The organism is Arthrobacter rhamnosi (assembly GCF_054510855.1).
The window spans coordinates 198,986-222,670 of the sequence record NZ_JBTNDT010000002.1 but is presented as its reverse complement, the minus strand read 5'-3'; the positions used below and the strand labels follow the sequence as shown (position 1 = coordinate 222,670).

Below are 23,685 nucleotides of genomic sequence, written 5' to 3'. Positions count from 1 at the left end.
ATTGCCGGGGCAACGGACGCCCTGGCGTCCGGTCTAGGAGGAAAGCGGACTGGGGGAGGTCCTGGCGTCGGTGAGGACTTCGCGGGCCGAGGCGTGGACGTGATTGCGCATGGCTGCCTCAGCTCCGAAATGGTCCTTGTCCCGGATCATGGCGAGCACCACTCGATGCTCGCCTGTGGAAGCCCGAATCCGGCCGGGGTGTTCGGCCGTGCGCAGCACGAGCCGGTGATAGGCCAGCTGGTTCATGAGCCGGTCATAGTGCTCCACCAGCTTCGAGTTCTCCGACCCGGTGATGATGGTGCGGTGGAACTCGTGCACGAGTTGTGCGTACCGTGTCGCGTCCTGTGCCTCCGTTACGCGGTCGGACTCCTCGATGTTGCGCTCGAGCACGTCCAGCTCCCGCACCGAGCCGCGGCGCGCCAGCAGGCCCGCGGCAAGGCCTTCCAGGCTCTCCTTCAACTGGAAGAGCTCGACGATCTCCCGTCGGGTGGGCTCCCGTATGAACGTGCCGACCTTGGGCCTGATCTCCACGAGTCCCTCGTGCTGCAGTTGCTTCAGCGTCTCCCGGATGGGCGTCCGGCTCACGTCGAATGCTTGCGCCAGAAAGACCTCCGAGAGTGGTGCGCCCGGAGAGAAGGTCCCACCCAGGACCAGTTCACGGACACGGTCGAGCAGGGAAGCCTCGCCCACGCTAGTGTCCGGTTCCTCAGAATTCAGAAGCTGTTGCATACAACAAACGCTAAGGCTCGGGATTCGGCCCGTCAAGGTGGCAGGGGTGGGTCACGGGGAAATACGCTGTTTACCCAGGGTTAATAACGAGTAGCGCCGTTGTATTGACGCGGCTATGTGACGTGGCTAACGTCTACTACCATGCAACAGACATTCGAAGAGACTCTTCATTCCACCTGGCAGGCTGCATGGGACCGCGGGGACGTGGCCGCTCTGGCTTCGATCGTCACGCCGGACTACGTCCGGGTCAGCCGCTCCAGCGGTAACGAGGCGACGCTGTCCGATCTGCAGGACGAGATCGAGGCGACGCGTTCCGGCTTCCCGGACCTGACGACGACCATCGACTCGGTCGTCATCGACGGTGATACGGCCGCGATCTTCTGGACGAGCACGGGCACTCACACCGAGACCTTCCTGGGGGTGCCGGCGACGAACCGCCAGGTGCAGACCCGCGGGTGCAACCACCTGAACCTCGTGGACGGAAGGATCGCCCGGGAGGAAGTCACCTGGGACGGCTCGGAACTGCTGCACAGCCTCGGTGTCCGTCATCTCCGTGATGCGCCCTCCACGGGGGAGGACGTCACGATCGACGACCTCTCGGGCGAGCCCGACCCTCAGATCATGAAGACCTTCAACCGGCAGTTCATCACCGGCGTCACCGTGGTGACCACCCAGGACCAGGGCGCCCCCAAGGGGCTCGCGGTCAACGCCTACGCCTCCGTCTCGCTGGAACCACCCCTGGTCATGGTGTGCATCCAGAAGACCTCCTCCACGTATCCGGCATTGTTCGCGGCCACCCATCTGGGTATCAACATCCTGGGCACCGAACAGCGGGAAACCATCGCAACGTTCGCCTCCAAGTCCACCGACAAATTCGCGGAGGTGGACTGGCATGAAGGACCCAACGGCAGTCCACTGATCGACGGATCCCCGGCCTCGCTCGAGGCCGAGATCCGCGAACGGTTCCAGGCGAAGACACACACCGTCTTCATCTGCCGGGTCCGGCACGCGGAAGTCGTCGAAACAGCTCCGATCATCTACAAGGCCGGGCGCTTCTACGACAGCGACAACCTCACCCAGCTCTGATCCCCTCCGAGTAAGCCCGACCTCCCGCCAATGAAACCGGAGAAACCCGTGGTCCAGCAGATCAATCCACCACGTTCAACCCGTTCTTCCCTGCCTCACCCATCCCGGAGAGCGAAGCCGGGAGCGGTGCTCGTCGTCGCGATCGCGCTCATCGCGGCTTTCGTCCTCTGGGCCGCACTCTCCCCGGCTTCCCTGAACGCGGTCATGACGGCCAGCATCAACTGGGCGGCCGGCTCCGTCGGGTGGAGCTACCTGATCGTGACCCTGCTCAGCATCGGGCTGCTGCTCTACCTGGCTTTCAGCCGGTACGGCAGCATCCGACTAGGCTCCAACGACGCCCGTCCGGAATACAGTACGTGGGCCTGGCTGGCGATGATCCTCTCGGCGGTCATGGGCATCGGACTGGTGAGCTACGGCGTGGCCGAGCCCATCTCCCACTTCATGGCACCGCCCCATGCCCTGGCGGAACCGGAGACGATGAACGCCGCCGTGCTGGCCATGCAGTACAGCTTCTTCGACTGGGGCCTGCACGCCTGGGCTGTCTTCGGGGTCTTCGGGCTGGCGATCGGGTACTCGACCCACCGCAAGGGGCGCCCGGGACTGGTCTCACCGATGCTCCGACCCGTGCTCGGCAAGCTCGTCGACGGCTGGTTCGGGAAGGCCATCGACATCTTCGCCATCATCGCCACACTGTTCGGGACCACGACCTCCCTCGGTCTGGGCGCCTCGCAGATCGCCGAGGGCCTGAACCGCATCCTCGGACTGCCGACCAACCTGGCCGTCCAGATCGTCATCATCGCTGTGATCACCGTCCTGTTCACCCTCTCGGCCCTCTCCGGGGTGAACAAGGGGATCAAGTACATCAGCGAGATCACCATGGGCCTGTCTGCCCTCCTGGCGGTCTATGTCTTCGTGATGGGACCGACGAACTTCATCTCCAACCTGTTCTTCCGCTCCATCGGCCAGTACGCCAGCGACTTCTTCACGACCAGCCTGACCACTCCCTCCACGCCGGAGGACCTTCAGTGGATGCAGTGGTGGACCTACTTCATGATGGCCTGGTGGCTCAGCTGGGGCGCCTTCGTCGGGGTATTCCTCGCGAAGATCTCCAAGGGCCGCACCGTCCGGCAGTTCGTGGCCGGAGTGCTGCTGGTACCCAGCCTGGTGTTCTTCGCCTGGTTCACCATCTTCGGCGGCGCGGCCATCAAGATGGACATGGACGGAGCCGGCATCGGCGAGGCGACCACCGCCAACATCAACTCCGCCTTCTTCACGATGCTCGATCAGCTCCCGCTGTCGAATATCACGGCCGTGCTCACGGTACTGCTGGTCGCACTGTTCTTCATCTCCGGTGCGGACGCGAACACCTACGTCCTGAGCATGCTGTCGTCCCGGGGCACCCTGACCCCTTCCAAGCCCGTCCTCACACTGTGGGGGACCCTCACCGGGCTGTGCGCGGTGGTGCTCCTCGCAGCCGGCGGGCTCGCCGCCCTGCAGCAGGCCGCGATGCTCTCCGCCCTGCCCTTCACCATCATCGTCGCGCTCCTCGGCATCTCACTGATCCTCGAGCTGCGCAAGGACCCGGAGTTCGAACTGCTGCGCCACGCCCGACTCGACGACATCCGCCAGAGGGACATCCGCGAGGACCAGCGCTGAGATCGGTGGCGGGGCAGGAGCCGCACGGAGCCCTGCCCCGCCACCGGCTCCCCGACCCGGCATCACCGGGCGTTTCCCGTCCCCGATGAGCAACACGCCAACGAAGAGGCTGATACATGAGCAACACCAATCTGGTCCTGGACACCCCGACGGTCCAGAGGAGGATCGCCGAGGTGCTGGCGAGGACCCCCACCGGGCTCCTCATCGACGGACGGTGGCGGGAGGCCTCCGACGGAGGCACCTTCCCGGTGGAGAACCCCGCCACCGGCGAGGTGATAGCGACTCTGGCCTCTGCCACCCGGAAGGACGCAGAGGCGGCGATGGATGCTGCCGCGGCCGCCCAGGCAGCCTGGGCGCGAACGTCCTCCCGATCCCGGTCGGACATCCTGCGCCGGGCCTTCGACCTGGTGCAGGACCGCGCCGACGACCTGGCGCTGCTGATGACCCTTGAGATGGGCAAGCCCGAGAGCGAAGCTCTCGGCGAGGTGAGATACGGCGGCGAGTTCCTTCGCTGGTTCTCCGAGGAGGCCGTACGCGACTACGGGCGCTACTCCGAGGCACCCGAGGGCACCCTGCGCATGCTCGTCTCGCGCAAACCGGTCGGTCCATGCCTGCTCATCACCCCCTGGAACTTCCCCCTGGCCATGGCCACCCGCAAGATCGCTCCCGCCGTCGCCGCAGGCTGCACCATGGTGCTCAAGCCTGCACGCCTCACGCCCCTCACCTCGCAGTACTTCGCACAGATCATGATCGACGCCGGCCTCCCCGCCGGGGTTCTCAACGTGGTGTCCTCGGCATCCGCAGCGTCCGTCTCCGAACCGATCCTCGCCGATCCGCGCCTGCGGAAGGTGTCCTTCACCGGCTCTACGCCCGTCGGCAAACAGCTCATGAAGCTCGCGACGGACAACGTCCTGCGCACCTCGATGGAACTGGGCGGCAACGGCCCCCTCATCGTCTTCGAGGACGCGGACATCGACAAGGCCGTCACCGGCGCCATGGCAGCCAAGATGCGCAACATGGGCGAAGCCTGCACCGCGGCCAACCGCCTTCTGGTCCACGAATCCATCGCCGACGAATTCGTGTCCAGACTCGCCGGGAAGATGGCGGCGCTCACCGTGGGCAACGGGGTCGACGACGGCGTGGACGTGGGACCTCTCGTGGAGGCCAAGGCCCGGGACTCCGTCGAGGCACTCGTGAACGACGCCGTCGCGCGCGGTGCGGACGTCGTGGTCGGCGGTTCGCGCATCGACGGCCCGGGATACTTCTTCCAGCCCACGCTCCTGACGAATGTCCCCCGGGACGCGCGGGTCGTACGGGAGGAGATCTTCGGACCGGTCGCACCCGTGGTGACCTTCGTCGACGAGGATGACGCCGTCGAGCTCGCCAATTCGACGGAGTACGGGCTCGCCTCCTACGTCTTCACCGAGGACATTCCCCGAGCACTGCGTGTCGGCGAGCGCATCGAGTTCGGCCTCATGGGCCTGAACGTCGGAGTCATCTCCAACGCGGCCGCGCCCTTCGGCGGGGTGAAGCAGTCCGGGATCGGTCGTGAGGGCGGCGCCGAAGGGATCGCCGAGTACACCACCACCCAGTACATCGGGATGGAGAGCCCGTGGGCCTAGGACGCCTTCACCAGCAGAATCCCTTCGCAGTGTCCATGTCCTAGTTCTGGAGGAAAGTACAGAAGATGCAGTCACCGAGCACCGGAAGCCGATCCCTGGTCCGTCCTGACGATCGTGTCGTCGAAGGAGTCGTCACCCACGGAGACAAGCGGGGCCGGCTTCTCGGATTCCCTACTGCCAACATCCCCGGCGACACCGTCACGGTCGAGGACGGTGTGTGGGCAGGGACGGTGCAGCTCGATCCGCAGGACGACGGACCCGAGTTCACCGCGGCCATCTCCCTCGGCAGCCGGCCCACGTACTACGCGGAGGACGGAGTGCGGCTGATCGAGGCCTTTCTCCTCGACTTCGATGACCAGATCTACGGTCGGCGGGTCAGGGTGAGCTTTCTGCATCGCCTGCGCCCACAGTGGGGCTTCGAGAGCTCCACGCACCTCGTGGAACAGCTCCACCGGGACATAGCGGACGTGGAAGCCTGGGCACGGCAGCGGGAGCGGGTCTCGCAGGCAGCCCCCGCCTGCCCTCCGGGAGTCCTCAGCTACACCCGGGCCGCGTCATGGGCGGACCTCCCGGCGTGAACACCTCCGCCATCGGTACCCGTCCCCGGAATCGTTGCGGCAGATGGCCGACCACCCGTCGCAGGGGTCCCGACCCGGCGCCGGGACTCGCTCACGGGGCTGCGACGGCCAGGAACCGGATGGGTAGTTCGAGCAGTTCGAGCGGCCCATGGGGTCCTTCCCCGTCGAGGAGGAGGGAGTCCCCGGCCTCCATCGCATACTCGTACCGTCCGTGTCCGTAGACCATCCGGCCGGAGAGCATGTAGATGAACTCCGTTCCGGGATGCTGGAACAGGGGGAAGACGTCGGAGGCATTGGAGAGTGTGACGAGGGTCGGCTCCAACGCGCCGGGCCGTCCCTTGAGGGTTCCCAGGACGCGGTACTCGTGTCCGTGCTGCGTGCCGCTGCGGACGGTGACGCTGCCTTCGCCGCTCTTGGTGAAGGTGGCATCCCGATCGGTGTCCGCTCCGCGGAAGAGGGCTGTGACAGGGATGGTCAGGCCGTCCGCCAGTCGCTGCAGCGTCGTCAGTGAGCAGGAGGTGCTCGCCGTCTCGATCTTCGAGATCATGCCCTTGGACAGTCCGGTGCGGGCGGCGAGTTCCGCGGAGGAGAGATTCTGGGCCGTCCGGTAGTGCCTCACCTGCGTGCCGATGACCTGCTCGATCGTGCCGCCGACGTCGTCCCGGGCTTGTTCACTCATACAGGCCATCCTAGAGAGACCCGTAAAAGGATCCGGCTCATCGGGGGTCTCAGGAGAGCAGCCCGGCGAGCGCGTCGGCCAGTGCGATGGCGCCTGCTTCTGCATCGGCGTCGTCGACCGCTTCCTCGGGCGAGTGGGAGATGCCGGTGGGGTTCCGGACGAACAGCATGGCCGTGGGGAGGTGCGTGCCGAGGATCCCGGCATCGTGTCCGGCTCCGGTGTGCAGGACGGGCGCCGTGGGGAGCAGCGTCCGGAGGCGGTCCCTCAGCCCGCCGTCGAACTGCACGGTGGGGCTGAGGGATTCCAGGGTCAGGAGGGCGGTGCAGCCCTCCTCGGCTGCCTGGACGACGGCGCGGGCCTGGATGGCCTCGACGACGGCGGCGGTCACCGCGTCGTCGGGGTGGCGCACGTCGATCCAGAGGTCCACCCGGGAGGCGATGACGTTGGTTCCACCGGGGACCGGCTCCACCCGCCCCACGGTCGCGCGGGCGTCACTGTGGGACTTCGCGGTCTCCTGGATGCCGATGATCATCTTCGCCGCCGCGACCATCGGGTCCCGGCGGTCGGTCATCAGCGTGGTGCCGGCATGGTTGCCCTGGCCACTGATGCTGAGCTTCCAGCGGCCGTGCCCCAGGATCGACGACCCGATGGCGACCGGCCGGTCGAGGTCGATCAGCCCGCGCCCCTGCTCCACGTGGAGTTCCACGAAGACCCCCAGCTGCCCGAGGATCCCGTCGTCGGCGCCGATTCGCGTGGGATCCTGCCCGTTGGCCCTGGCGGCGTCGGCGTACGTGGTGCCGTCCCGGTCCCGGAGCTGCCGGGCCTTGTCCGCGTCGATGGCACCGGTGAGTAGGCGGGAGCCGAGGCAGGCGATACCGAACCGGGAGCCTTCCTCTTCCGGGAAGACCGCTATGACCAGGGGTCGCCGCGGCTCGAGTTCCCGGGCCCTGAGGGTGTCGACGGCAACCAGGGCGGATGCCACCCCGAGGGGTCCGTCGTACTCCCCGCCACCGGGCACCGAGTCGAGGTGACTGCCGGTGACGACGGCGTCCTCCCTGAGGCCCGACGCCGTGTCCCACCAGGCCCAGATGATCCCGTTGGAATCGGTGCTCACCTCGAGACCCCGCGCTTCCGCCTGCTCGATGAACCAGGACCTCAGATCCATCTCCGCCGCGGAGAAGACGGGTCGGGAGAACCCTCCGCGCACCCTGTCCCGGCCCACGGTGGTGATGCTGTGCAGCAGTCCGGTGACGGTGGCAGGGGTGGTCGAAGAAGTGGCGAAGGGCACGATGGTGGTCCCGATTCTCGTGGTGGGGCAGCAGGTATCAGCTGCTGACATGCAGGGTGGGCCGGAAGAGCGTCGGGATGCTGCCCGCACCCGTGGCCAGGTCGGCTGCCCACTGCCCGATGAGTGGTGCGAACTTGGCTCCGTGTCCGGAGCAGGGGGAGAGGACCGTCAGTCCGTCCACCCGGTCGATGATGAAGTCCTCGTCGGGGGTGTTGGTGAAGAGGCAGGTGGTCTCCGCGTAGGGCTCGGGGTCCAGGCCCGGCAGGTACCGCCGCACGTACTCCACGACCCGGAGCCGGTTGGCAGGATCGACGACGCCGTCCTGCCGTGCCGCGGACGGGAGAACCTTGCCCCCGTTGAATTCGGCGACCTTCTGGCCCGAGAAGCCCGCGTCCCGCCCGCCGGGCAGCCCGTAGACCTGCATGTCCGCGGCCTTGTGGATGAAGGTCGGCCAGGGTCCGTCGTCGCGGTACCGGAAGTGGAAGGCCTGTTCCTGCCGCACGGCGATCTCCGGGAGGTCGGCGAGGAACCCCGCCGGCAGCGGGAGGCTCCCCAGCAGGTCCGGGAGCCAGCCGCCGGCGGCGACGACGACGTTCCCTGCCACGACCGACATGCCCGTGTCGGACAGGACACGGTAGGCGTGGCCCTCCCGTTCCACTCCGGTGACGGTCCAGCCGGTCCGCAGGTCCGCGCCGTGTTCCACGGCCAGGTCCACCATCGCGGTGACCGAGGTCTCCGCGTCCATCACCCCCGCTCCCGGGTGCCACAGGACAGGGGTGTCGAAGGCGATGGAGGGCCAGCGGGACCGGGCCTCGCCGGCGCTGAGGAGTTCGTGGTCGACGCCGGCCCCGGCGAGGATCCCCGCCAGCTGCTCGGGGTGCCGCCCGGAGCCGTAGTCCACGGCGCCGGTCGGGGTGATGAGCTGCTTCCCGCTTACGCGCTCGAGTTCGTCCCAGAGGGTCTTCGACTCCACGACCGCCCGCGTGTAGAAGGGATCCGGATAGGCGTAGCGGAAGATGCGCGCCGAGCCGTGCGAACTGCCACGGGAGGTTGCCGGAACGTCGCGTTCCAGGATGGTCACCGAGTGGCCGCGCGCGGCGAGCTGCCAGGCGGTGGCGGCACCGGCCAGCCCGGCGCCGACCACGACGAAGTCAGAAGAATCAGTCATGGAGGAACCCTAGCCTGCACCGGGAATCCAGCTGGTCCCTGCCAGGGGAACCCGTGCCATGGCCGAGGCCTCGATCGTGAGGGCCACGAGGTCCTCCGGTTCCAGGTTGTGCAGGTGCGACTTCCCGCAGGCCCGTGCGATGGTCTGGGCCTCCATGGTGAGGACGCGGAGGTAGTTGGCCAGGCGGCAGCCGGCGGCCACCGGGTCGAGCCGTGAGGCGAGGTCCGGGTCCTGGGTGGTGATGCCGGCGGGGTCACGGCCGTCCTGGAAGTCGTCGTAGAAGCCGGCGGCAGACCCCAGAGCGGAGTACTCGGCGGCATAGCGGGGATCGTTGTCCCCCAGGGCGATGAGTGCCGCCGTGCCGATCGCGACGGCGTCGGCGCCCAGGGCCATCGCCTTGGCGACGTCCGCGCCGGTGCGGATGCCACCGGAGACGATGAGCTGGACCTTCCGGTGGACGCCCAGTTCCTGCAGGGCCTGGACTGCCTGGGGAATGGCGGCGAGGGTGGGGATGCCCACGTTCTCGATGAAGACCTGCTGCGTCGCCGCGGTGCCTCCCTGCATGCCGTCGACCACCACGACGTCGGCGCCGGACTTCACGGCGAGCGCCGTGTCGTAGTACGGGCGCGAGGCGCCGATCTTGACGTAGATGGGTGTCTTCCAGTCGGTGATCTCACGCAGCTCACCGATCTTGATCTCCAGGTCGTCCGGTCCGGTCCAGTCCGGGTGGCGGCTGGCCGACCGCTGGTCGATGCCGACGGGCAGCGTCCGCATCCCGGCCACGCGCTCGGTGATCTTCTGGCCCAGCAGCATCCCGCCACCGCCGGGCTTGGCGCCCTGGCCCAGCACGATCTCGATGGCGTCGGCCTTGCGCAGGTCGTCCGGGTTCATGCCGTACCGGGACGGCAGGTACTGGTAGACCAGGTGCTTGGACTGGCCGCGCTCTTCCGGCGTCATGCCGCCGTCGCCCGTGGTGGTCGAGGTGCCCACCTCGCTCGCCCCGCGGCCGAGTGCCTCCTTGGCGTTGGCGGACAGTGCGCCGAAGCTCATGCCGGCGATGGTCACCGGGGTCTGCAGGTGCAGGGGCCTACTGGCGTGCCGGTCGCCGAGGACGACGTCGGTGTCGCACTTTTCGCGGTAGCCCTCCAGGGGGTAGCGCGACATGGACGCACCGAGGAAGAGCAGGTCGTCGAAGTGCGGGACCTTGCGCTTGGCGCCCCACCCGCGGATGTCGTAGACCCCGGTCGCAGCGGCGCGCTGGATGTCGGCGATGGTGGCGCGATCGAAGGTGGCCGATTCGCGCAGCCCGAGCTCGGCAATGTCCTGGACGGGAACCTGCGGGGGTACCTGTGCGGGAAGGCTTTGGGGGGCGGAGGTGATGGTCATCAAAGCATCCTTGTCAGTACGACGTCGAGTTGTCGACGTGGAAGTGGTAGAGGTTCCGGGCCGAGCCGTAGCGGCGGAATTCGGCGGGGTCCTCGGTCCGCCCGGCAGCCGCCAGCAGGCTCCCCAGTTCCTCGAGGTGTTCCGCGGCCATCGGCTTCTCGACGCAGTCCGAGCCGAGCGAGGCCACCGAGCCGCGGACGTAGAGGCGCGCCTCGTAGATGGAGTCGCCCAGGGCGTCGCCCGCGTCGCCACAGACCACCAGCCGGCCGGCCTGCGCCATGAACGCGGACATGTGGCCGATGTTCCCGCCGACCACGATGTCCACGCCCTTCATGGAGATGCCGCAGCGGGCGCCGGCATTGCCGTCGATGACCACCAGGCCACCGTGTCCGGTCGCAGCGGCCGACTGGGAGGCATCACCCGTCACATGGACCGTGCCCGACATGATGTTCTCGGCCAGGCCGACACCGGCGTTCCCGTTGATGGTCACGCTTCCCTTCTGGTGCATCCCGGCGGCGTAGTAGCCGGCGTGGCCCTCGATGGTGACGTCGACGTCCGCGTTGATCCCGACGGCGAGGCTGTGCTTCCCCCCGGGGCTGGTGACGGTCCAGGACTGGCCGTCGACGGCGTCGTGGAGCGCCTGGTTCAGCTCGCGGACGGGGCTCTCGTCGAGGTCGACTCCGATGCCTGCAGCGGCGGGGGACATGTCGACCTCGGGCGTTGTCAGAGTGACCATGTGTAGACCTTTCCGGGTTCGGGTTCGAAGATGCGGGCGCTCTCGATGCCGGGCAGGGCGGCCAGGGCGCGGTATTCGGAGGCCATGGCCACGTAGTCGTCGGTCTCGGCGATAATGGCCGGCTTGCAGGCGATGGGATCACGCACCACGGCCATGCTGTCCGCTGTGGTGACCACCAGGGTGTAGAACCCGTCGAGGACCTTGCCGAGGTTGACCAGGGACTCCTCCAGGGTGTCGCCCTGCTTCAACCGGGACGCGATGTACCGGGCGCCGACCTCGGTATCGTTCTCCGAATCGAACACTGCGCCCTCGCGCTTGAGCTCACGCCGGACCGTCGCATGGTTGGAGAAGGAGCCGTTGTGGACCAGGCACAGGTCGTCCGCCACGGAGAAGGGGTGCGAGCCGCCCGCCGTGACGGCGGACTCGGTGGCCATCCGGGTGTGGGAGAGCCCCTGGCTGCCTGCCATCGCGTCGAGTCCGTGGTCGGCCGCGATCTCCATCGGGTGGCCCACGCCTTTCATGACGGCCACGTGCTGTCCCCGGCCGATCATGGTGGAGGCCGGCAGTACCTCGTGGACGGCTTTCACCAGGAGGTCCGTGTCGACGGCGGCGCTCACCAGGGTGGTGTCACCCACCACCTGCACGGTTGCTGCGGCGTCGAGCGGGAGCATGCCGGCGATCTCCGCCGTGAGCTCTGCGGGTGCCAAGCCGTGGTCCCGGCCCAGGAGGCTCAGGGTGGACCGGCCCCTCGCGACGAGGTCCGGGGTGTCGTAGACGGCAAGGCCGGCGGAATCCGGTCCCCGGTCCACGATCTGGCACAGCATCGAGGACAGCATTCTGCCCATGGAGGGATGCAGCGAGGGGTTGCGCAGCTGCAGCGCGGCGATTCCGCACATAAGGGGGTCCTTTTCGAGAGAGTGGCGTGTTCCGGGCGGGGTGTCAGATCGAGGTCAGGTAGGTGCGGATCTCCCAGTCGCTCACCTGGTTGTGCCACTGGAGGAATTCCTCCTCCTTGGCGTCCGCGTAGTAGTCGCCGATCTCCTGGTCGCCGCTGAGGCTCGAGAGGATCACCGGATCCTTCCGGAGCGCCTCGACGGCATGGAGCAGGGTGGCCGGCAGGAGGTGCGCGTCCGGCTTGGACTCCCCCGGCCCTGATGGCAGACCGGGATCGGCCGACTTCTCCACGCCGTCGAGCCCCGCTGCGATGGCGGTGGCGATTGCCAGGTAGGGATTCGCCGACCCATCGCCGGAGCGCAGTTCGATCCGCCTGTTGTCCGGTACCCGGATCATGTGGGTGCGATCGTTGCCGCCGAAGGACGCCTTCCGGGGAGACCAGGTGGCGCCGGAGGAGCTGGTGGTGGCCCCGGTGCGCTTGTAGGAGTTGACCGTGGGTGCCAGGAAGGCCTGCAGGGCCGGCGCGTGGTCCAGGACGCCGCCGATGAAGGAGTAGGCGAGCTCCGACAGTCCGAGGCCACGGTCGTCATCCTCTCCGGGGAACAGTGCGTCGGCGCCGGACCAGAGTGAGAGATGGAAGTGCAGGCCGGTCCCGGTGCGGTCGGTGAACGGCTTCGGCATGAACGTTGCCGTCATCCCGCGCTGCTCGGCCAGGATGTTCAGGATGTACCGCAGGGAGATGACGCGGTCCGCCGTCGTCAGGGCGTCCGCGTAGTTGAAGTTCTGTTCGAACTGGCCGGCCGCGTCCTCGTGGTCGTTCGCGTAGTTGCCCCACCCCAGGCTGTTCATGGCCTCGGAGATCGAGGTCAGGTGGTCGTACATGCGGGTGACGCCGCGGGCGTCGTAGCAGGGCCGGGGCGCATCGTCGAGGGGATCGGCGGTGCTGAGGCTGCCGTCCGGGTTCTTCGCGACGAGGAAGTACTCGACCTCCGCGCCGATCTTCGCCTGCATCCCCTGGTTGGCGAGACGGGCCAGGATGTTCTGGAGGATGACCCGTGGCGCGTAGGGCCAGGGCTTGCCGTCGACGTGCGGGTCGCAGTGGATGATGGCGAGGCCCTTCTTGATGAACGGGACCGGGGTGAAGGAGGCCAGGTCCGGGACCGCGATGAGGTCCGGGTCCTGCGGCTTCTGGCCGATGAGGCCCGCGGCGTAGCCGGCGAAGCCCATCGCCCCGGCCTCCAGCTCGCCGGCGGCCTCGATGGGGACGAGCTTGGCGCAGGGCTTGCCAGTCATGTCCACGAAGGTCGCCAGCAGGAAGCGCACGTCGTGGGCCCTCGCGATGTCGGCGAGGGTGATACGCCGGGTCCCGAGCTGGGTGTCGGGGACCGTTGAGGGCTCGGGTGCCGCAAGACTTGTCATCGAACTATCCTGTCGATCAGCGTTGCATACTGTGAAACGGTGTTGAACTACAGTAGTCAGGACGATGTTGCCGGTGTGTTTCACGAGCGTAAAAACTGGGAGTGGGCGGGATGGAAATGGAATCGGGAGAGTCGACCGGCGCGGGTCGCCGCAGGATCGTCGACCCACTCCTGCTCGGGGGCACCCGCTGGGCGAACGGTGGCGGCGTGACCTACGAGGTTCTCAAGGCGCCTCCGGGCTCCGGCTACTCCGGCTTCGACTGGCGTCTGAGCGTCGCCGAGGTCGTACAGGACGGGGCGTTCTCCTCTCTGCCGGGAGTGGATCGGACCTTCGTGATGGGCTCCGGAGGACTGCTGCGGATGTCCATCGACGGGGAGAGCCGAGACCTGGAGCTGGGCGCGCTCGCAGCGTTCCCGGGCGAGGCCGACGTCCGCGTCGAGGTGTTGGAGGGGCCTACCCGGAACCTCAACCTGATGACCCGGCGTGCGGTGTGCGAGGGAGCCGTCGAGGTGCAGCGGGCCAGCGGCACATTGCGGGTCGGCGGGACCGGCGGGCCCACGGCCGTGGTCGTGCTGGCGGGGACCGTGCGGCTGGGCGGGGACGGGACGCTACGGCCCTTGCAGGTGTTGATTCCGGGCTCCGACGAGGAGGAGCTCTCCTGCGAGGACGCGCTGCTCGCTGCCGTCCATGTCCGGTTCCGTCCGCGGACCTGACCGCTCCGGTGGAGCTCCCTGCCGGGGCTGCGCCGCGGCCGTTTGTGGCGCACGGCGACCTCCGCCTACGGTTGCAGAGTGAAACCCGCCGTCCGAGCCGCCATGTTCGCCGCCTATGCCATCTTCGCGCTCAACGGCCTCGTCTTCGCCAGCTGGGCGGCCCGTATCCCCGCTGCAGCGGCCACCCTGGGGTTGGGCTCGGGCCAGATGGGGACACTCCTGCTCGTGGGTGCTATCGGATCGATGCTGTCCCTTCCCCTCGCAGGCATCGTCGCCGCCCGTTTCGGCACGGCCAACACGGTCCGTCTGGGCGGGACGGCCGCTGCGTTGGCTGCGAGCGCCGTCGCGCTGGGCCTGGTGAACGGTTCGGTGCCCGTGGTCGCCGTCGGACTGTTCCTCTTCGGGTGCGGGATCGCCCTGTGGGATGTGGCGCAGAACATCGAGGGAGCCCACGTCGAGCACCGGGTAGGGCGGACGATCATGCCGCGCTTCCACGCCGCGTTCAGCGGAGGGGCCTTCGTGGGCGCACTCGTCGGGGCGGGACTGTCGGCGATGGACGTGGGCCTGCCGGTCCATCTGGTCGCCGTCGCAGTGCTCAGCCTCGTCGTTTCGCTGTGGATACCTCGCTACTTCCTCCCACGGGGAGAGGAGCACCTCGTCGGGGCGCAGACGGGCGGAACCCGCACCAAGGGCATCGGTGCATGGGGTGAGCCCCGCACCCTGCTGATCGGCCTCGTGGTGCTCGGCGCAGCCCTGACCGAGGGCGCAGCGAACGACTGGGTAGCGAAGGCCAGCGTCGACGGCCTGGGCACCACGGAGAGTACCGGTGCGGTCATGTTCGCGGTCTTCGTCGCCGCGATGACGGCGCTGCGCTTCGTGGGCGGGGGCCTCATCGACCGTTTCGGCCGCGTCCGCGTCCTGCAGGCCAGCCTCGGGTCCTCGCTCGTGGGGCTCGTGGTCTTCGTCGTGGCACCGAACGTGCCGCTCGCCGCCGTCGGCGCGATCCTCTGGGGAGCGGGCGCAGCCCTCGGATTCCCCATGGGGATGTCCGCCGCCGCGGATGAGCCCGATCGTGCCGCCGCCCGCGTCTCGGTGGTCTCCACCATCGGGTACACCGCCTTCCTCGCGGGTCCGCCCCTCATCGGTTTCCTCGGCGACCTCGTGGGTATCCGGACAGCGCTGCTCGCGGTCGGAGTCGCCGTCCTCGCCTCCTTCGTGGTCGCTCCGGCCGCCCGGGAGCGGGCGAAGGAGGCCCCCGAACCATTGCGGACAGGTTCTGACCGAAGCGCCTAGGAGACCCGGACCGGCGGTCCTACCCTTTCTGCATGGCGATCATCGAGGCAGAAGGTCTGAAGAAGACCTATTCGTCGAAGAGCGGGCCCGTCCACGCTCTCGACGGCATGAATCTTTCCGTTCCCCAGGGAACAGTCAAGGCCCTGCTGGGCCCGAACGGTGCAGGCAAGACCACCGTGGTGAAGATCCTGACCACCCTCATCCAACCGACGGCGGGTACCGCGCACATCGACGGCATCGACGTCCTGAGGAACCCCAAGGCAGCCCGCCGCATCATCGGCGTCTCCGGGCAGTACGCGGCGGTCGATGAAGGTCTCACCGGCCTCGAGAACCTCGAGATGGTGGGGAGGCTCTACCACCTGGGCGCCCGGGAATCGAAGCGCCGGGCGCAGGAGCTCATCGACCAGTTCGACCTGACGGAGGCAGGCAACCGCCCCGTCAAAGGGTTCTCCGGGGGTATGCGGCGCCGCATCGACCTCGCCGGGGCGCTGGTGATCAACCCGAAGATCCTGTTCCTGGACGAGCCGACCACGGGCCTGGACCCCCGGAGCCGCCTCGCCCTGTGGGGCATCATCAAGGACCTGGTCGACGCCGGCACCACGCTGCTCCTGACCACGCAGTACCTCGAGGAAGCGGACCAGCTCTCCGACGACATCGCGGTGATCGACGGCGGCAGGACCATCGCCGAGGGAACAGCGGATCAGCTGAAGGCGCAGATCGGCGGACACCGCGTGGTGGTGTCCCTCGTCGACGCCGCGGACGCCCCTGCAGCCCGTGAGATCCTCGGGCGGCACGGCGACGGTGAGCCGGGGATCGGCGACGACGGACGCACCGTGGAGGTAGCGGTCACGGACGGGCCGCGCGCCCTCCAGTACATCCTGTCGGAGCTCGGCGAGCGCGGCATCGCACTGCACGACGCCGGCATGCGGCGCCCGAGCCTCGACGACGTCTTCCTCACGCTCACGGGCCGCCACGCCGAGGAGACCGAAGACAAAGCAACGAAGGAGGTCGCAGCATGAGCATCCTGGCGCCGGAAGGCAGGCAACCGGAGAACCAGCGGTCCCGGCCCGAGGACGATGCCCGCTCCGCACCGCCGTCGGAGCTCGCCATGTGGTTCTCCGACGGATGGACGGTGACCAAGCGGAACCTGACCAAGCTCAAGCGCTCGCCGGACATGCTGGTCTTCGCCGTGCTGCAACCCATCATGTTCGTGCTGCTGTTCAGCCAGATCTACGGGGGTTCCATCCAGGTGGCGGGGACCGACTACACCCAGTACCTCATGGCGGGCATCTTCGCGCAGACGGTCATCTTCGGGTCCACCTTCTCGGGTTCCGCTATGGCACAGGACCTGAAGGACGGCATCATCGACCGCTTCCGCACCCTGCCCATGAGTTCGTCGGCAGTGCTGATCGGCCGCACCAACAGCGACCTGGTGCTCAACGCCCTGTCGGTGGTCATCATGATGACCACCGGCTTTGTGGTGGGCTGGCGCGTCAACGCTTCGATGAGCAGTTTCCTCGCCGGCCTCGGGCTCCTGCTGCTGTTCTCCTACGCGTTCAGCTGGGTCATGGCACTGCTCGGCATGTCTGTGAAGTCCCCCGAGGCCATCAACAACGCGTCCTTCATGATCCTGTTCCCGTTGACGTTCATCTCCAACGCCTTCGTGCAGTCGCAGACCCTGCCCAGCGCGCTCGAGACCTTCGCGAACTGGAATCCGGTGTCCGCGCTCGTCCAGGCGGCTCGCGAACTGTTCGGCAACGTGGGGTCGGAACCACTCCCGGACACCTGGCCCATGCAGAACGCAGTTCCGATGGTGCTGATCGGGGCCATCCTGATGCTGGTGGTCTTCGTGCCACTGTGCATCCGGAAGTTCGCATCGATCAGCACCCGCTAGGGCGGTGTCGTCCGAAAGACGTAGCGACTCCCGGGCGGTGATCATCCTTGGGGCCGGTGACCTTCACCGGCCCCAGGCCTAGTGTTGAGAACGGGCCCGCACCTGCGGTCCCGTTCTCAACAGTTGAAGGACGCACCATGATCGAGGCCCAAGCCCTCTCGAAGAGGTACGGTGCTAAGGCCGCCGTCGACGCCGTCTCATTCACAGTGCAGCCCGGCAGGGTCACGGGCTTCCTGGGTCCGAACGGCGCAGGCAAGTCCACCACCATGCGCATGATCATGGGCCTCGACAATCCGACGGCAGGGCACGTGACCGTCAATGGCCTGCCCTACGCCCAGCATCGGGCGCCGCTGCGCGAGGTGGGCGCCCTCCTGGATGCGAAAGCGGTCCACCCCAAGCGCTCCGCCTACAATCACCTCCGCGCGATGGCGGCGACCCATGGCATCCCCAACGGCCGGGTCAGGGACGTCATCGAACTGACGGGCCTCGGACCCGTGGCGAGGAAGCGGGTCGGCGGTTTTTCGCTCGGCATGGGCCAGCGGCTCGGGATCGCCGCAGCTCTCCTCGGGGATCCCCACACGGTCATCCTCGACGAGCCGGTCAACGGACTGGACCCCGAGGGCGTCCAGTGGGTGCGTCACCTGGCCAAGGGCCTCGCCGCCGAGGGCCGCACCGTCTTCCTGTCCTCGCACCTGATGTCGGAGATGGCGCTGACGGCCGACCACCTCATCGTCATCGGCCGCGGACGCATCATCGCGGACGCCCCGATCCAGTCCATCATCGACGGTCAGGGCAAGGCGCGGGTCCGGGTCCGCGCCGACCGGCCCCACGACCTCCTCGGGAGCCTCGCCGGGGACGGCGTCACCTCGCAGATCCTCGAACCGGAGCTGATCGAGATCACCGGCGTGGAACCGCGGCGGATCGCCGAGGTGGCCCTCCGCGAGCGCGTCCTCGTGTACGAGCTGACGCCGCTCCAGGTGTCCCTCGAGGACGCCTACATGGAACTGACCCAGACCGAAGTCGAGTACCAGTCGCACAGCCTGCCCAGCGGTAACCAGGGCGCTACACCAGTGGAAGGGCGCTGACCATGGCACCGTCATCAACACCGACGTCAACACCTGCACCCGCCCTGTCGGCGCCCTCACGGCAACGGCCGCGGCAGGACCGAGGCACCGGATCCGGTGTCACCTTCGGCCGGGTCCTGAAGTCCGAGTGGATCAAGGTCACCACGGTCCCCTCGACCGTCATCCTGATCGCCTGCACCGTCGTCGTGATGGTGGGCCTCGCGGCGCTCTTCGCGTGGTCGCTGACGATCATGGCGCAGTCCATCGGTGACACGAACGCCCCGTCGGGGTTCCAGCCGCCGCCGGAGGGCCCGGACAGTGTGGCAGGCCAGGTGCTCACCGTGCCGTCGTCGGGCCTGGCCTTCGGGCAGTTGCTGATCGCGTCGCTCGCGGTGGTCCTGATCGCCAGCGAGTGGACGACCGGCATGATCCGCTCCACGATGATCGCCGTGCCCAAGCGCATCCCGGCCCTCCTGGCGAAGGCGGTCATCATCGCCGGAGTCGCCTTCCTCGTGGGATTCGGCAGCGCCCTGGTGTCCTACCTCGTCGCCCAGCCCATCCTCGCGGGCGAGGACCTCGGCTTCGCGCTCGGCGACGACGGCGTCCTGGCCAGCATCATCAACACCGGCACGTTTCTCGCACTCGTCGCCGTGATCTCCATGGCCATCGGGATCCTGCTGCGCAACACCGCCGGTGGCGTGGTCACCGCGGTCGGCATCTTCTTCGTGCTGCCGATCATCGTCCAGCTGATCTCGGGCTTGGCCGACTGGATTCCCAAGGCCGCCCGCTTCCTCCCCGCAGATGCCGGGAACCAGATGGTCGCGATCACGACCGCCGACGACGCCCTGACCCAGTGGGAAGGCGGCTTCGTGATGGGAGCCTGGGCACTTGTGCTCCTCGTCCTGGCACTGGTCGCCGCGAAGAAGCGGGATGTCTAGCACTCCCTGGCAACCGCCACCGGCGATGAGCGACGGACCTTTGGAGAAGGAGACCGCGGAACGGACGGCCGCGGTCTCCTTCAGTGAGCTCAATGCACGCCGGCTGGGTCCCATCCGGCGGTTCTTCCGCCGGCATCCGCGGGCCATGGACGCCGTCGTCATCCTCGCGTTCCTCATCGCGACCTTCCCCAACGCGCTGCTGATGATCATCGGAAGCGGCAGCTGGCTCGCCCTGCCCGCCGTGACCTTGGCTGCCGGGGCACTGGTGTTCCGTCGCGACCGGCCACTGCTCGTCCTGGCCTTTCTCGCACTCCTGGATCCACCGGCCAGCTTCCTCACGGAGGGCGCGGGCAGCGTCGGGGTCGGGACGATGATCGCCCTGTACACGGTTGCGGCGACCTACCCGCTGAAGAAGACCCTGATCGCGGCCGCCGCAGCCATGGTGCTGTCCGTCGGAGCGCTCTTCCTCATCCCGCCTGCGATGTTCGCCGAAGCCCCCGGAGTGGTCTGGCTCCTCAGCGGCTTCGTCGTCATGTTCCTCGCCGTGGCGGTGGGCGTCGGGGTCACGGTGCGGCGCGACCGCGAACACGAGAGCGAGTTGCGCGAGTGGGCGGCGCGGAACGCAGAGCTCGCATCGGCGGGGGAGCGGAACCGCATCGCACGCGAGATGCACGACGTCGTCGCACACTCGCTGACGGTGATGGTCGCCCTCTCGGACGGCGCCGCCGTCGTGATGAAGCGGGACCCGGACCGCGCCGTCGCGGTGCTCCGTGAACTGTCGGGCGCCGGACGCACCGCCATCGCCGACATGCGGCGCGTCCTCGGGGTGCTTCGCGCGGAGGCCGGGGCGGACTCGCTCGACCCCCTGCCGGCATCGAGTTCGCTGGCGCAGCTCCTCGACGGCTTCCGCGCCGCGGGCCTGCCGTTGCGGGTGACCACCAGCGGGCCCCGACTGCCCGACGATCCCGCTTTCCAGCTCACGGTGTACCGGATCATGCAGGAGTCACTGACGAACGTCCTGCGCTACGGCAAGGGGGTTACGCTGGTCGACATCTCGATCGCCAGGACGGGTGACTCCGTGTCCCTACGCGTGGCCGACGACGGCCGGGGCGCCATGGGTCCGGTCGTGTCGCTCGGATCGGGGCAGGGGATCGCGGGCATGCGGGAGCGCGCCGCCATCTATGCGGGCTCGGTCGAATGCGGCAGCCGTCCCTCGGGCGGCTGGATCGTCGACGTGCAGCTGACAGTGCCCGACGCCCATGGCGGAGCGGGCAACCAACGGGGGAAGGACAACGATGACCATGCGCAGCACGCCGGGCACGCAGGACGCGCCCATCAGGGTCCTGCTCGCTGACGACCAGCCACTGCTGCGGATGGGCTTCCGGCTCATCCTCGAGGGCGAGCCGGACCTGGTGATCGCCGGGGAGGCGTCGACGGGCAGTGAGGCAGTCCGCCTTGCCGCGGAGCTGTCACCCGACGTCGTGCTGATGGATGTGCGGATGCCGCAGGGCGACGGGATCGAGGCCACGCGCCGGATCACCGCGTCGGGTTCGCCTGCGCGCATCATCATCCTGACCACCTTCGACCTCGACGAGTATGCGTTCGCCGGGCTGCAGGCGGGCGCCTCGGCGTTCCTGCTGAAGGACGTGGCGCCCGAGGACCTGGTGCACGCGGTGCGGGTCGTGGCCAGTGGGGATGCCGTCGTCGCCCCGCGCGTCACCCAGCGGCTGCTGGAGACCTACGTCCGGTCGCTGCCGCCTGCGCATGCGGCGATGGTGCCGGACCGGCGGCTGGCCGGGCTGACCCCGAGGGAGCGCGAAGTCCTCGAAGCCATCGCCGAGGGTCTCTCAAATGCCGAGCTCGCCGCCCGCTTCTTCCTCTCGGAAGCGACCATCAAGACGCATGTCCGGCGGATCCTCACGAAGCTGGACCTGCGCGACCGCGTGCAGGCCGTGGTGTACGCCTACGAGAACGGGATCGTGGTGCCGGGGCCGGCGCACTGACACCTGGCGATGACACCAATGAACGTCAGTGCCGGTAGGGGAGCCGCCCCCGGCCTCACCGATTAGAACCGCGGAGCGCGCCTCTCGTCCGGCCGCGGGCAGCCATGGGGTGAACCCGCGAACAGACCGGGGCCCGGGTGGACACCTGTGCGTGGTGTCCACCCGGGCCCCGGTCGTTCTGCTGTAGCAGCAGAACGATCAGGCCACACAGCCGCCCAGGGCGATCTGTCCGTCGATGGCCTTGATCTGGTTCTGGACGGCACCGAGCTTATCTTCCAGTGCGACCACCGCCGCAGTCTGGGTGGCGATAGCGTCCTTGTTCGTCTTCTTCTGCGCCTTGAGGTTGCGGAGAACTGTCTGCGCGTCGGTGACCTGCTTGTCGAGCGTGGTGAGCTGGGCCTGCAGGGTCTTGAGCGCGGCTTCTGTCGCACTGATGTCCGCGTTCAGTTTGTTCAGCTGGTCAAGCAGCGGAGCTACCCGGCCCTGGAGCGACAGGATCTCGGCCTCCTTGGTGGTGATCTGGGCGTTGAGCCCGGCAAGCGTCGTCACGAGCTTGTCGATGTCGGTGTTGAGCGCCGTGATGTCGCCCTGCTTGGCGGTGACCGCCGCCGCGGCGCTGTCGGCCGCAGCTTGCAGCACCGGCAGGCGATCGCTTAGGCCCTTGAGCTCGACAGTCTTGGCGTCGACGGCCTTCGATGCATCAGCAAGGGCGCCCTCGGCTGCGGCGAGGTCCTTGCGCAGGCCCTCGAGCACCACCTTCTGCGCCGCAATGGCTTCCTGGGCAGCATCGACTCCCTCGGTCAGGGTCGGAAGCTTGGCCTCGAGGTCGGCAACCACCTTCGCCTGCGCCGTCACCGCATCCGTCGCTGATGTTGCGGCTACCTGAAGCGACGTGAGCTGGTTCTGCAGGACAGTCAGCTCGTCCTGCTTCGCGTTAACCGCAGTCTTCGCGTCCGTCAGCGCCGTTGTCAGGGCGGGAAGCTGGCCCTGCAGGGTCCTGATGTCCGCCTCCTTCACGGCGACCGCCGCGTTCGCGTTCGTCAATGTCGCCTGCAGCGGGGCCGCCTGCTGCTGGAGGGCGCTGCTCTCGGCCTGCTTGGCCAGCAGCTGCGTGTTGAGGGTATTAACCTGGTTCTGCAGGGTTGTGAGGTCGCCCTGCAGTCCTGAGATCTGGGTGTTCTTGTCGGTGATCTGTCCCGTCACCTTGTCGAGCTCGGCCTGCTTTGCGGCACGCTGGTCGATCAGCGCCTGCTTTTCGGGGCTGTTGCCCTTGATTGCGGCGATTTGCTTCGTGAGGTCGGTGATTACACCCTCGATCGTCAGCTTCTGCGCCTGAAGCACCTTCAGCTCGCCCTGCGCCTTGGTCAATTCAGCCTGCTTTGCTGTGACTGCAGTCTGCGCGGCCGTGATGTCTTTTTGTAGCTGAGTGATCTGTGCGTTGACCGAGGTGATGGAAGCAGCGTTAGTGGCGACGGCGTCTGCCGCCTTCTTGGCATCGCCCTGGAGCGTGACGAGCTGGTTCTGCGCTGTCGCAAACTCCTCGTTCTTCGCGGTTACGGCGTTGGCTGCCTTGGTTGCATTCGCCTGCAGCGCTGCAAGCTGGTTCTTCGCTGTGGCAATCTCGGTGTTCTTGGCGGCCACCGCGTCGGCTGCCGTTGTTGCGTCCGCCTGGCGCTTCGTGAGTTCGTTCTTCGCCGCGACGATGGCGGCGTTCTGGGCATCAAGGTCCGCCTGGGCAGTCGTGCCGGCAGTGACGAGGTTCTCGAGCATTGCCTCGGCGTCGGTGACCTTCCGTGCTGCAGCGGTCACTACTGCAGCAGCATCCTGTGCGGTGGTGGTCAGGATGGTGAGTTCACCCTCGGCTGTGGCGATTGCCGTGTTCTGGTCAGCCAGGTCGCCGGCTGCCTGCGCGGCGATGGACTGGAGTTCAGCGAGTTCCTGGGCGGCAGTGGCCAGTGCTTCCTTCTTGGCTACCAGCTCGGCGTCCACGGCTGTGGCCTGGGCCTGCAGGGCGGCGGAGTCGCTCTCCAAGGCAGCCTTCTCGGCCTGAAGGGGTTCCAGTTCGGCCGACGTGGCCGCCTTCTCCGCCTCGAGATCCGTCAGGGCCTTCTCCGCCGCGGCGACCGCTGCCGCGGTGCTTGCCAGATCTGCTTCGAGGGTTGCGAGCGAGCGCGCGGCGGCCTCAATGTCTTTATCAAGCTGGAGGTTTTCCGCATCCAACGTGGCGATTTTGGCCGTTGCGGCGTCGATCTGTGCCTGAAGGTCGGCGGCGGTCACCACGAGGGCTGTACGTTCACCCTGCAGCTTGGTGATGATTTCAGCGTTCTTGCGGGCAGCGGCCTTGAGGAGGTTCTCCTGGACGGTTCCACGGTGCGCGAGCTGGTTGACCACACCGTTGCAGATGCCCGATACAGGGGCGGACTCGGCCGACGCCTGCGGGGCGAGGACCAGCATGCTGGTCAGGACTCCCGGCAGGATGACTGCGCTGGCAACGCGACGGATAAGGACGGATTTCGCGTTGACATCGCGCACAGCTACT

At 67.8% G+C, this 23,685-nt stretch carries 21 protein-coding genes; 12 read left to right on the top strand and 9 right to left on the bottom strand.

Translation table 11 applies throughout. The features are described 5' to 3' along the window. Nucleotides 1–33: 33 nt before the first annotated feature. Nucleotides 34–690, bottom strand: a complete 657-nt coding sequence (locus tag ACX80I_RS05415) for a GntR family transcriptional regulator (protein WP_459344113.1) — start codon at nucleotides 688–690, stop codon at nucleotides 34–36. A gap of 180 nt (nucleotides 691–870) precedes the next feature. Here ACX80I_RS05415 and ACX80I_RS05410 point away from each other — a divergent pair, with 180 nt between their 5' ends. The 4 genes from ACX80I_RS05410 to ACX80I_RS05395 all read left to right on the top strand — a co-directional run bounded on the left by ACX80I_RS05410 (nucleotide 871) and on the right by ACX80I_RS05395 (nucleotide 5,671). Then, complete coding sequence (locus tag ACX80I_RS05410) at nucleotides 871–1,815, top strand: flavin reductase (RefSeq protein ID WP_459344112.1); 945 nt, start codon at nucleotides 871–873, stop codon at nucleotides 1,813–1,815. Between the two features lie 126 nt (nucleotides 1,816–1,941). Further along, nucleotides 1,942–3,471 carry a BCCT family transporter gene (locus ACX80I_RS05405; protein WP_459344111.1) on the top strand — a complete coding sequence of 510 codons (1,530 nt, stop codon included), beginning with the start codon at nucleotides 1,942–1,944 and terminating at the stop codon, nucleotides 3,469–3,471. A 116-nt stretch (nucleotides 3,472–3,587) separates the two neighbouring features. Next, on the top strand, nucleotides 3,588–5,093 hold the full coding sequence (locus ACX80I_RS05400) for an NAD-dependent succinate-semialdehyde dehydrogenase (protein ID WP_459344110.1): 1,506 nt from the start codon (nucleotides 3,588–3,590) through the stop codon (nucleotides 5,091–5,093). Nucleotides 5,094–5,158: 65 nt separating this feature from the next. Then, the gene (locus tag ACX80I_RS05395; RefSeq protein ID WP_459344109.1) at nucleotides 5,159–5,671 is read left to right on the top strand and encodes a riboflavin kinase; all 513 of its coding nucleotides are present in this window, start codon (nucleotides 5,159–5,161) and stop codon (nucleotides 5,669–5,671) included. A gap of 91 nt (nucleotides 5,672–5,762) precedes the next feature. Here the strand turns inward: ACX80I_RS05395 and ACX80I_RS05390 are convergent, their stop codons facing one another. From ACX80I_RS05390 to glnT, 7 genes are read right to left on the bottom strand one after another with little or no spacing between them, the layout of a single operon-like run. Further along, nucleotides 5,763–6,350, bottom strand: coding sequence for a helix-turn-helix domain-containing protein (locus ACX80I_RS05390; RefSeq protein WP_459344108.1), 588 nt, complete (start codon nucleotides 6,348–6,350; stop codon nucleotides 5,763–5,765). A gap of 49 nt (nucleotides 6,351–6,399) precedes the next feature. Continuing rightward, complete coding sequence (locus tag ACX80I_RS05385; protein ID WP_459344107.1) at nucleotides 6,400–7,689, bottom strand: allantoate amidohydrolase; 1,290 nt, start codon at nucleotides 7,687–7,689, stop codon at nucleotides 6,400–6,402. After that, entirely contained in the window at nucleotides 7,676–8,806 is a 1,131-nt protein-coding gene (locus tag ACX80I_RS05380; RefSeq protein ID WP_459344106.1) for an FAD-dependent oxidoreductase, read from the bottom strand. The genes ACX80I_RS05385 and ACX80I_RS05380 overlap by 14 nt, the downstream gene beginning before the upstream one ends. 9 nt (nucleotides 8,807–8,815) lie before the next feature. Further along, nucleotides 8,816–10,192, bottom strand: a complete 1,377-nt coding sequence (locus tag ACX80I_RS05375) for an FMN-binding glutamate synthase family protein (protein WP_459344105.1) — start codon at nucleotides 10,190–10,192, stop codon at nucleotides 8,816–8,818. 13 nt (nucleotides 10,193–10,205) lie between these two features. Beyond that, nucleotides 10,206–10,928, bottom strand: coding sequence for a GltB/FmdC/FwdC-like GXGXG domain-containing protein (locus ACX80I_RS05370; protein WP_459344104.1), 723 nt, complete (start codon nucleotides 10,926–10,928; stop codon nucleotides 10,206–10,208). Continuing rightward, the gene (locus ACX80I_RS05365) at nucleotides 10,916–11,824 is read right to left on the bottom strand and encodes a class II glutamine amidotransferase domain-containing protein (protein WP_459344103.1); all 909 of its coding nucleotides are present in this window, start codon (nucleotides 11,822–11,824) and stop codon (nucleotides 10,916–10,918) included. Before ACX80I_RS05365 ends, ACX80I_RS05370 begins: the two co-directional genes overlap by 13 nt. Before the next feature lie 43 nt (nucleotides 11,825–11,867). Then, nucleotides 11,868–13,241 (bottom strand): type III glutamate--ammonia ligase, encoded by a 1,374-nt coding sequence (gene glnT / locus ACX80I_RS05360; RefSeq protein ID WP_459344102.1) that lies wholly within the window; start codon nucleotides 13,239–13,241, stop codon nucleotides 11,868–11,870. 110 nt (nucleotides 13,242–13,351) lie between these two features. Between glnT and ACX80I_RS05355 the strand changes: the two genes are divergently transcribed. The 8 genes from ACX80I_RS05355 (at nucleotide 13,352) to ACX80I_RS05320 (ending at nucleotide 21,146) form a co-directional block, all read left to right on the top strand. Next, nucleotides 13,352–13,954 (top strand): HutD/Ves family protein, encoded by a 603-nt coding sequence (locus ACX80I_RS05355; protein WP_459344101.1) that lies wholly within the window; start codon nucleotides 13,352–13,354, stop codon nucleotides 13,952–13,954. Nucleotides 13,955–14,056: 102 nt separating this feature from the next. Next, nucleotides 14,057–15,247, top strand: a complete 1,191-nt coding sequence (locus ACX80I_RS05350; protein WP_459344331.1) for an MFS transporter — start codon at nucleotides 14,057–14,059, stop codon at nucleotides 15,245–15,247. A gap of 32 nt (nucleotides 15,248–15,279) precedes the next feature. Then, the gene (locus ACX80I_RS05345) at nucleotides 15,280–16,266 is read left to right on the top strand and encodes an efflux ABC transporter ATPase subunit, DrrA-related (protein ID WP_459344100.1); all 987 of its coding nucleotides are present in this window, start codon (nucleotides 15,280–15,282) and stop codon (nucleotides 16,264–16,266) included. Nucleotides 16,267–16,355: 89 nt separating this feature from the next. Next, complete coding sequence (locus tag ACX80I_RS05340) at nucleotides 16,356–17,141, top strand: ABC transporter permease (protein ID WP_459344330.1); 786 nt, start codon at nucleotides 16,356–16,358, stop codon at nucleotides 17,139–17,141. Between the two features lie 137 nt (nucleotides 17,142–17,278). Next, nucleotides 17,279–18,226 carry an ABC transporter ATP-binding protein gene (locus ACX80I_RS05335; RefSeq protein WP_459344099.1) on the top strand — a complete coding sequence of 316 codons (948 nt, stop codon included), beginning with the start codon at nucleotides 17,279–17,281 and terminating at the stop codon, nucleotides 18,224–18,226. A 2-nt stretch (nucleotides 18,227–18,228) separates the two neighbouring features. Next, on the top strand, nucleotides 18,229–19,143 hold the full coding sequence (locus ACX80I_RS05330) for an ABC transporter permease (protein ID WP_459344098.1): 915 nt from the start codon (nucleotides 18,229–18,231) through the stop codon (nucleotides 19,141–19,143). Continuing rightward, entirely contained in the window at nucleotides 19,136–20,497 is a 1,362-nt protein-coding gene (locus tag ACX80I_RS05325) for a sensor histidine kinase (protein WP_459344097.1), read from the top strand. The genes ACX80I_RS05330 and ACX80I_RS05325 overlap by 8 nt, the downstream gene beginning before the upstream one ends. Further along, nucleotides 20,445–21,146 carry a response regulator gene (locus ACX80I_RS05320; RefSeq protein ID WP_459344329.1) on the top strand — a complete coding sequence of 234 codons (702 nt, stop codon included), beginning with the start codon at nucleotides 20,445–20,447 and terminating at the stop codon, nucleotides 21,144–21,146. Before ACX80I_RS05325 ends, ACX80I_RS05320 begins: the two co-directional genes overlap by 53 nt. Nucleotides 21,147–21,344: 198 nt before the next feature. On the opposite strand, the gene ACX80I_RS05315 is transcribed toward ACX80I_RS05320, so the two are convergent. After that, nucleotides 21,345–23,678, bottom strand: coding sequence for a coiled-coil domain-containing protein (locus ACX80I_RS05315; RefSeq protein WP_459344096.1), 2,334 nt, complete (start codon nucleotides 23,676–23,678; stop codon nucleotides 21,345–21,347). Nucleotides 23,679–23,685: the final 7 nt, after the last annotated feature.

What these genes read in the sequence shown, in the direction of transcription:
- ACX80I_RS05345 (WP_459344100.1), top strand. Translation starts at nt 15,280, where the DNA reads ATGGCGATCATCGAGGCAGAAGGTCTGAAGAAGACCTATTCGTCGAAG.
- ACX80I_RS05340 (WP_459344330.1), top strand. Translation starts at nt 16,356, where the DNA reads ATGTGGTTCTCCGACGGATGGACGGTGACCAAGCGGAACCTGACCAAG.
- ACX80I_RS05400 (WP_459344110.1), top strand. Translation starts at nt 3,588, where the DNA reads ATGAGCAACACCAATCTGGTCCTGGACACCCCGACGGTCCAGAGGAGG.
- ACX80I_RS05370 (WP_459344104.1), bottom strand. Translation starts at nt 10,928, where the DNA reads ATGGTCACTCTGACAACGCCCGAGGTCGACATGTCCCCCGCCGCTGCA.
- glnT (WP_459344102.1), bottom strand. Translation starts at nt 13,241, where the DNA reads ATGACAAGTCTTGCGGCACCCGAGCCCTCAACGGTCCCCGACACCCAG.
- ACX80I_RS05330 (WP_459344098.1), top strand. Translation starts at nt 18,229, where the DNA reads ATGGCACCGTCATCAACACCGACGTCAACACCTGCACCCGCCCTGTCG.
- ACX80I_RS05395 (WP_459344109.1), top strand. Translation starts at nt 5,159, where the DNA reads ATGCAGTCACCGAGCACCGGAAGCCGATCCCTGGTCCGTCCTGACGAT.
- ACX80I_RS05350 (WP_459344331.1), top strand. Translation starts at nt 14,057, where the DNA reads ATGTTCGCCGCCTATGCCATCTTCGCGCTCAACGGCCTCGTCTTCGCC.
- ACX80I_RS05385 (WP_459344107.1), bottom strand. Translation starts at nt 7,689, where the DNA reads ATGTCAGCAGCTGATACCTGCTGCCCCACCACGAGAATCGGGACCACC.
- ACX80I_RS05320 (WP_459344329.1), top strand. Translation starts at nt 20,445, where the DNA reads ATGCGCAGCACGCCGGGCACGCAGGACGCGCCCATCAGGGTCCTGCTC.
- ACX80I_RS05380 (WP_459344106.1), bottom strand. Translation starts at nt 8,806, where the DNA reads ATGACTGATTCTTCTGACTTCGTCGTGGTCGGCGCCGGGCTGGCCGGT.
- ACX80I_RS05355 (WP_459344101.1), top strand. Translation starts at nt 13,352, where the DNA reads ATGGAAATGGAATCGGGAGAGTCGACCGGCGCGGGTCGCCGCAGGATC.
- ACX80I_RS05375 (WP_459344105.1), bottom strand. Translation starts at nt 10,192, where the DNA reads ATGACCATCACCTCCGCCCCCCAAAGCCTTCCCGCACAGGTACCCCCG.
- ACX80I_RS05335 (WP_459344099.1), top strand. Translation starts at nt 17,279, where the DNA reads ATGATCGAGGCCCAAGCCCTCTCGAAGAGGTACGGTGCTAAGGCCGCC.
- ACX80I_RS05390 (WP_459344108.1), bottom strand. Translation starts at nt 6,350, where the DNA reads ATGAGTGAACAAGCCCGGGACGACGTCGGCGGCACGATCGAGCAGGTC.
- ACX80I_RS05325 (WP_459344097.1), top strand. Translation starts at nt 19,136, where the DNA reads ATGTCTAGCACTCCCTGGCAACCGCCACCGGCGATGAGCGACGGACCT.
- ACX80I_RS05410 (WP_459344112.1), top strand. Translation starts at nt 871, where the DNA reads ATGCAACAGACATTCGAAGAGACTCTTCATTCCACCTGGCAGGCTGCA.
- ACX80I_RS05365 (WP_459344103.1), bottom strand. Translation starts at nt 11,824, where the DNA reads ATGTGCGGAATCGCCGCGCTGCAGCTGCGCAACCCCTCGCTGCATCCC.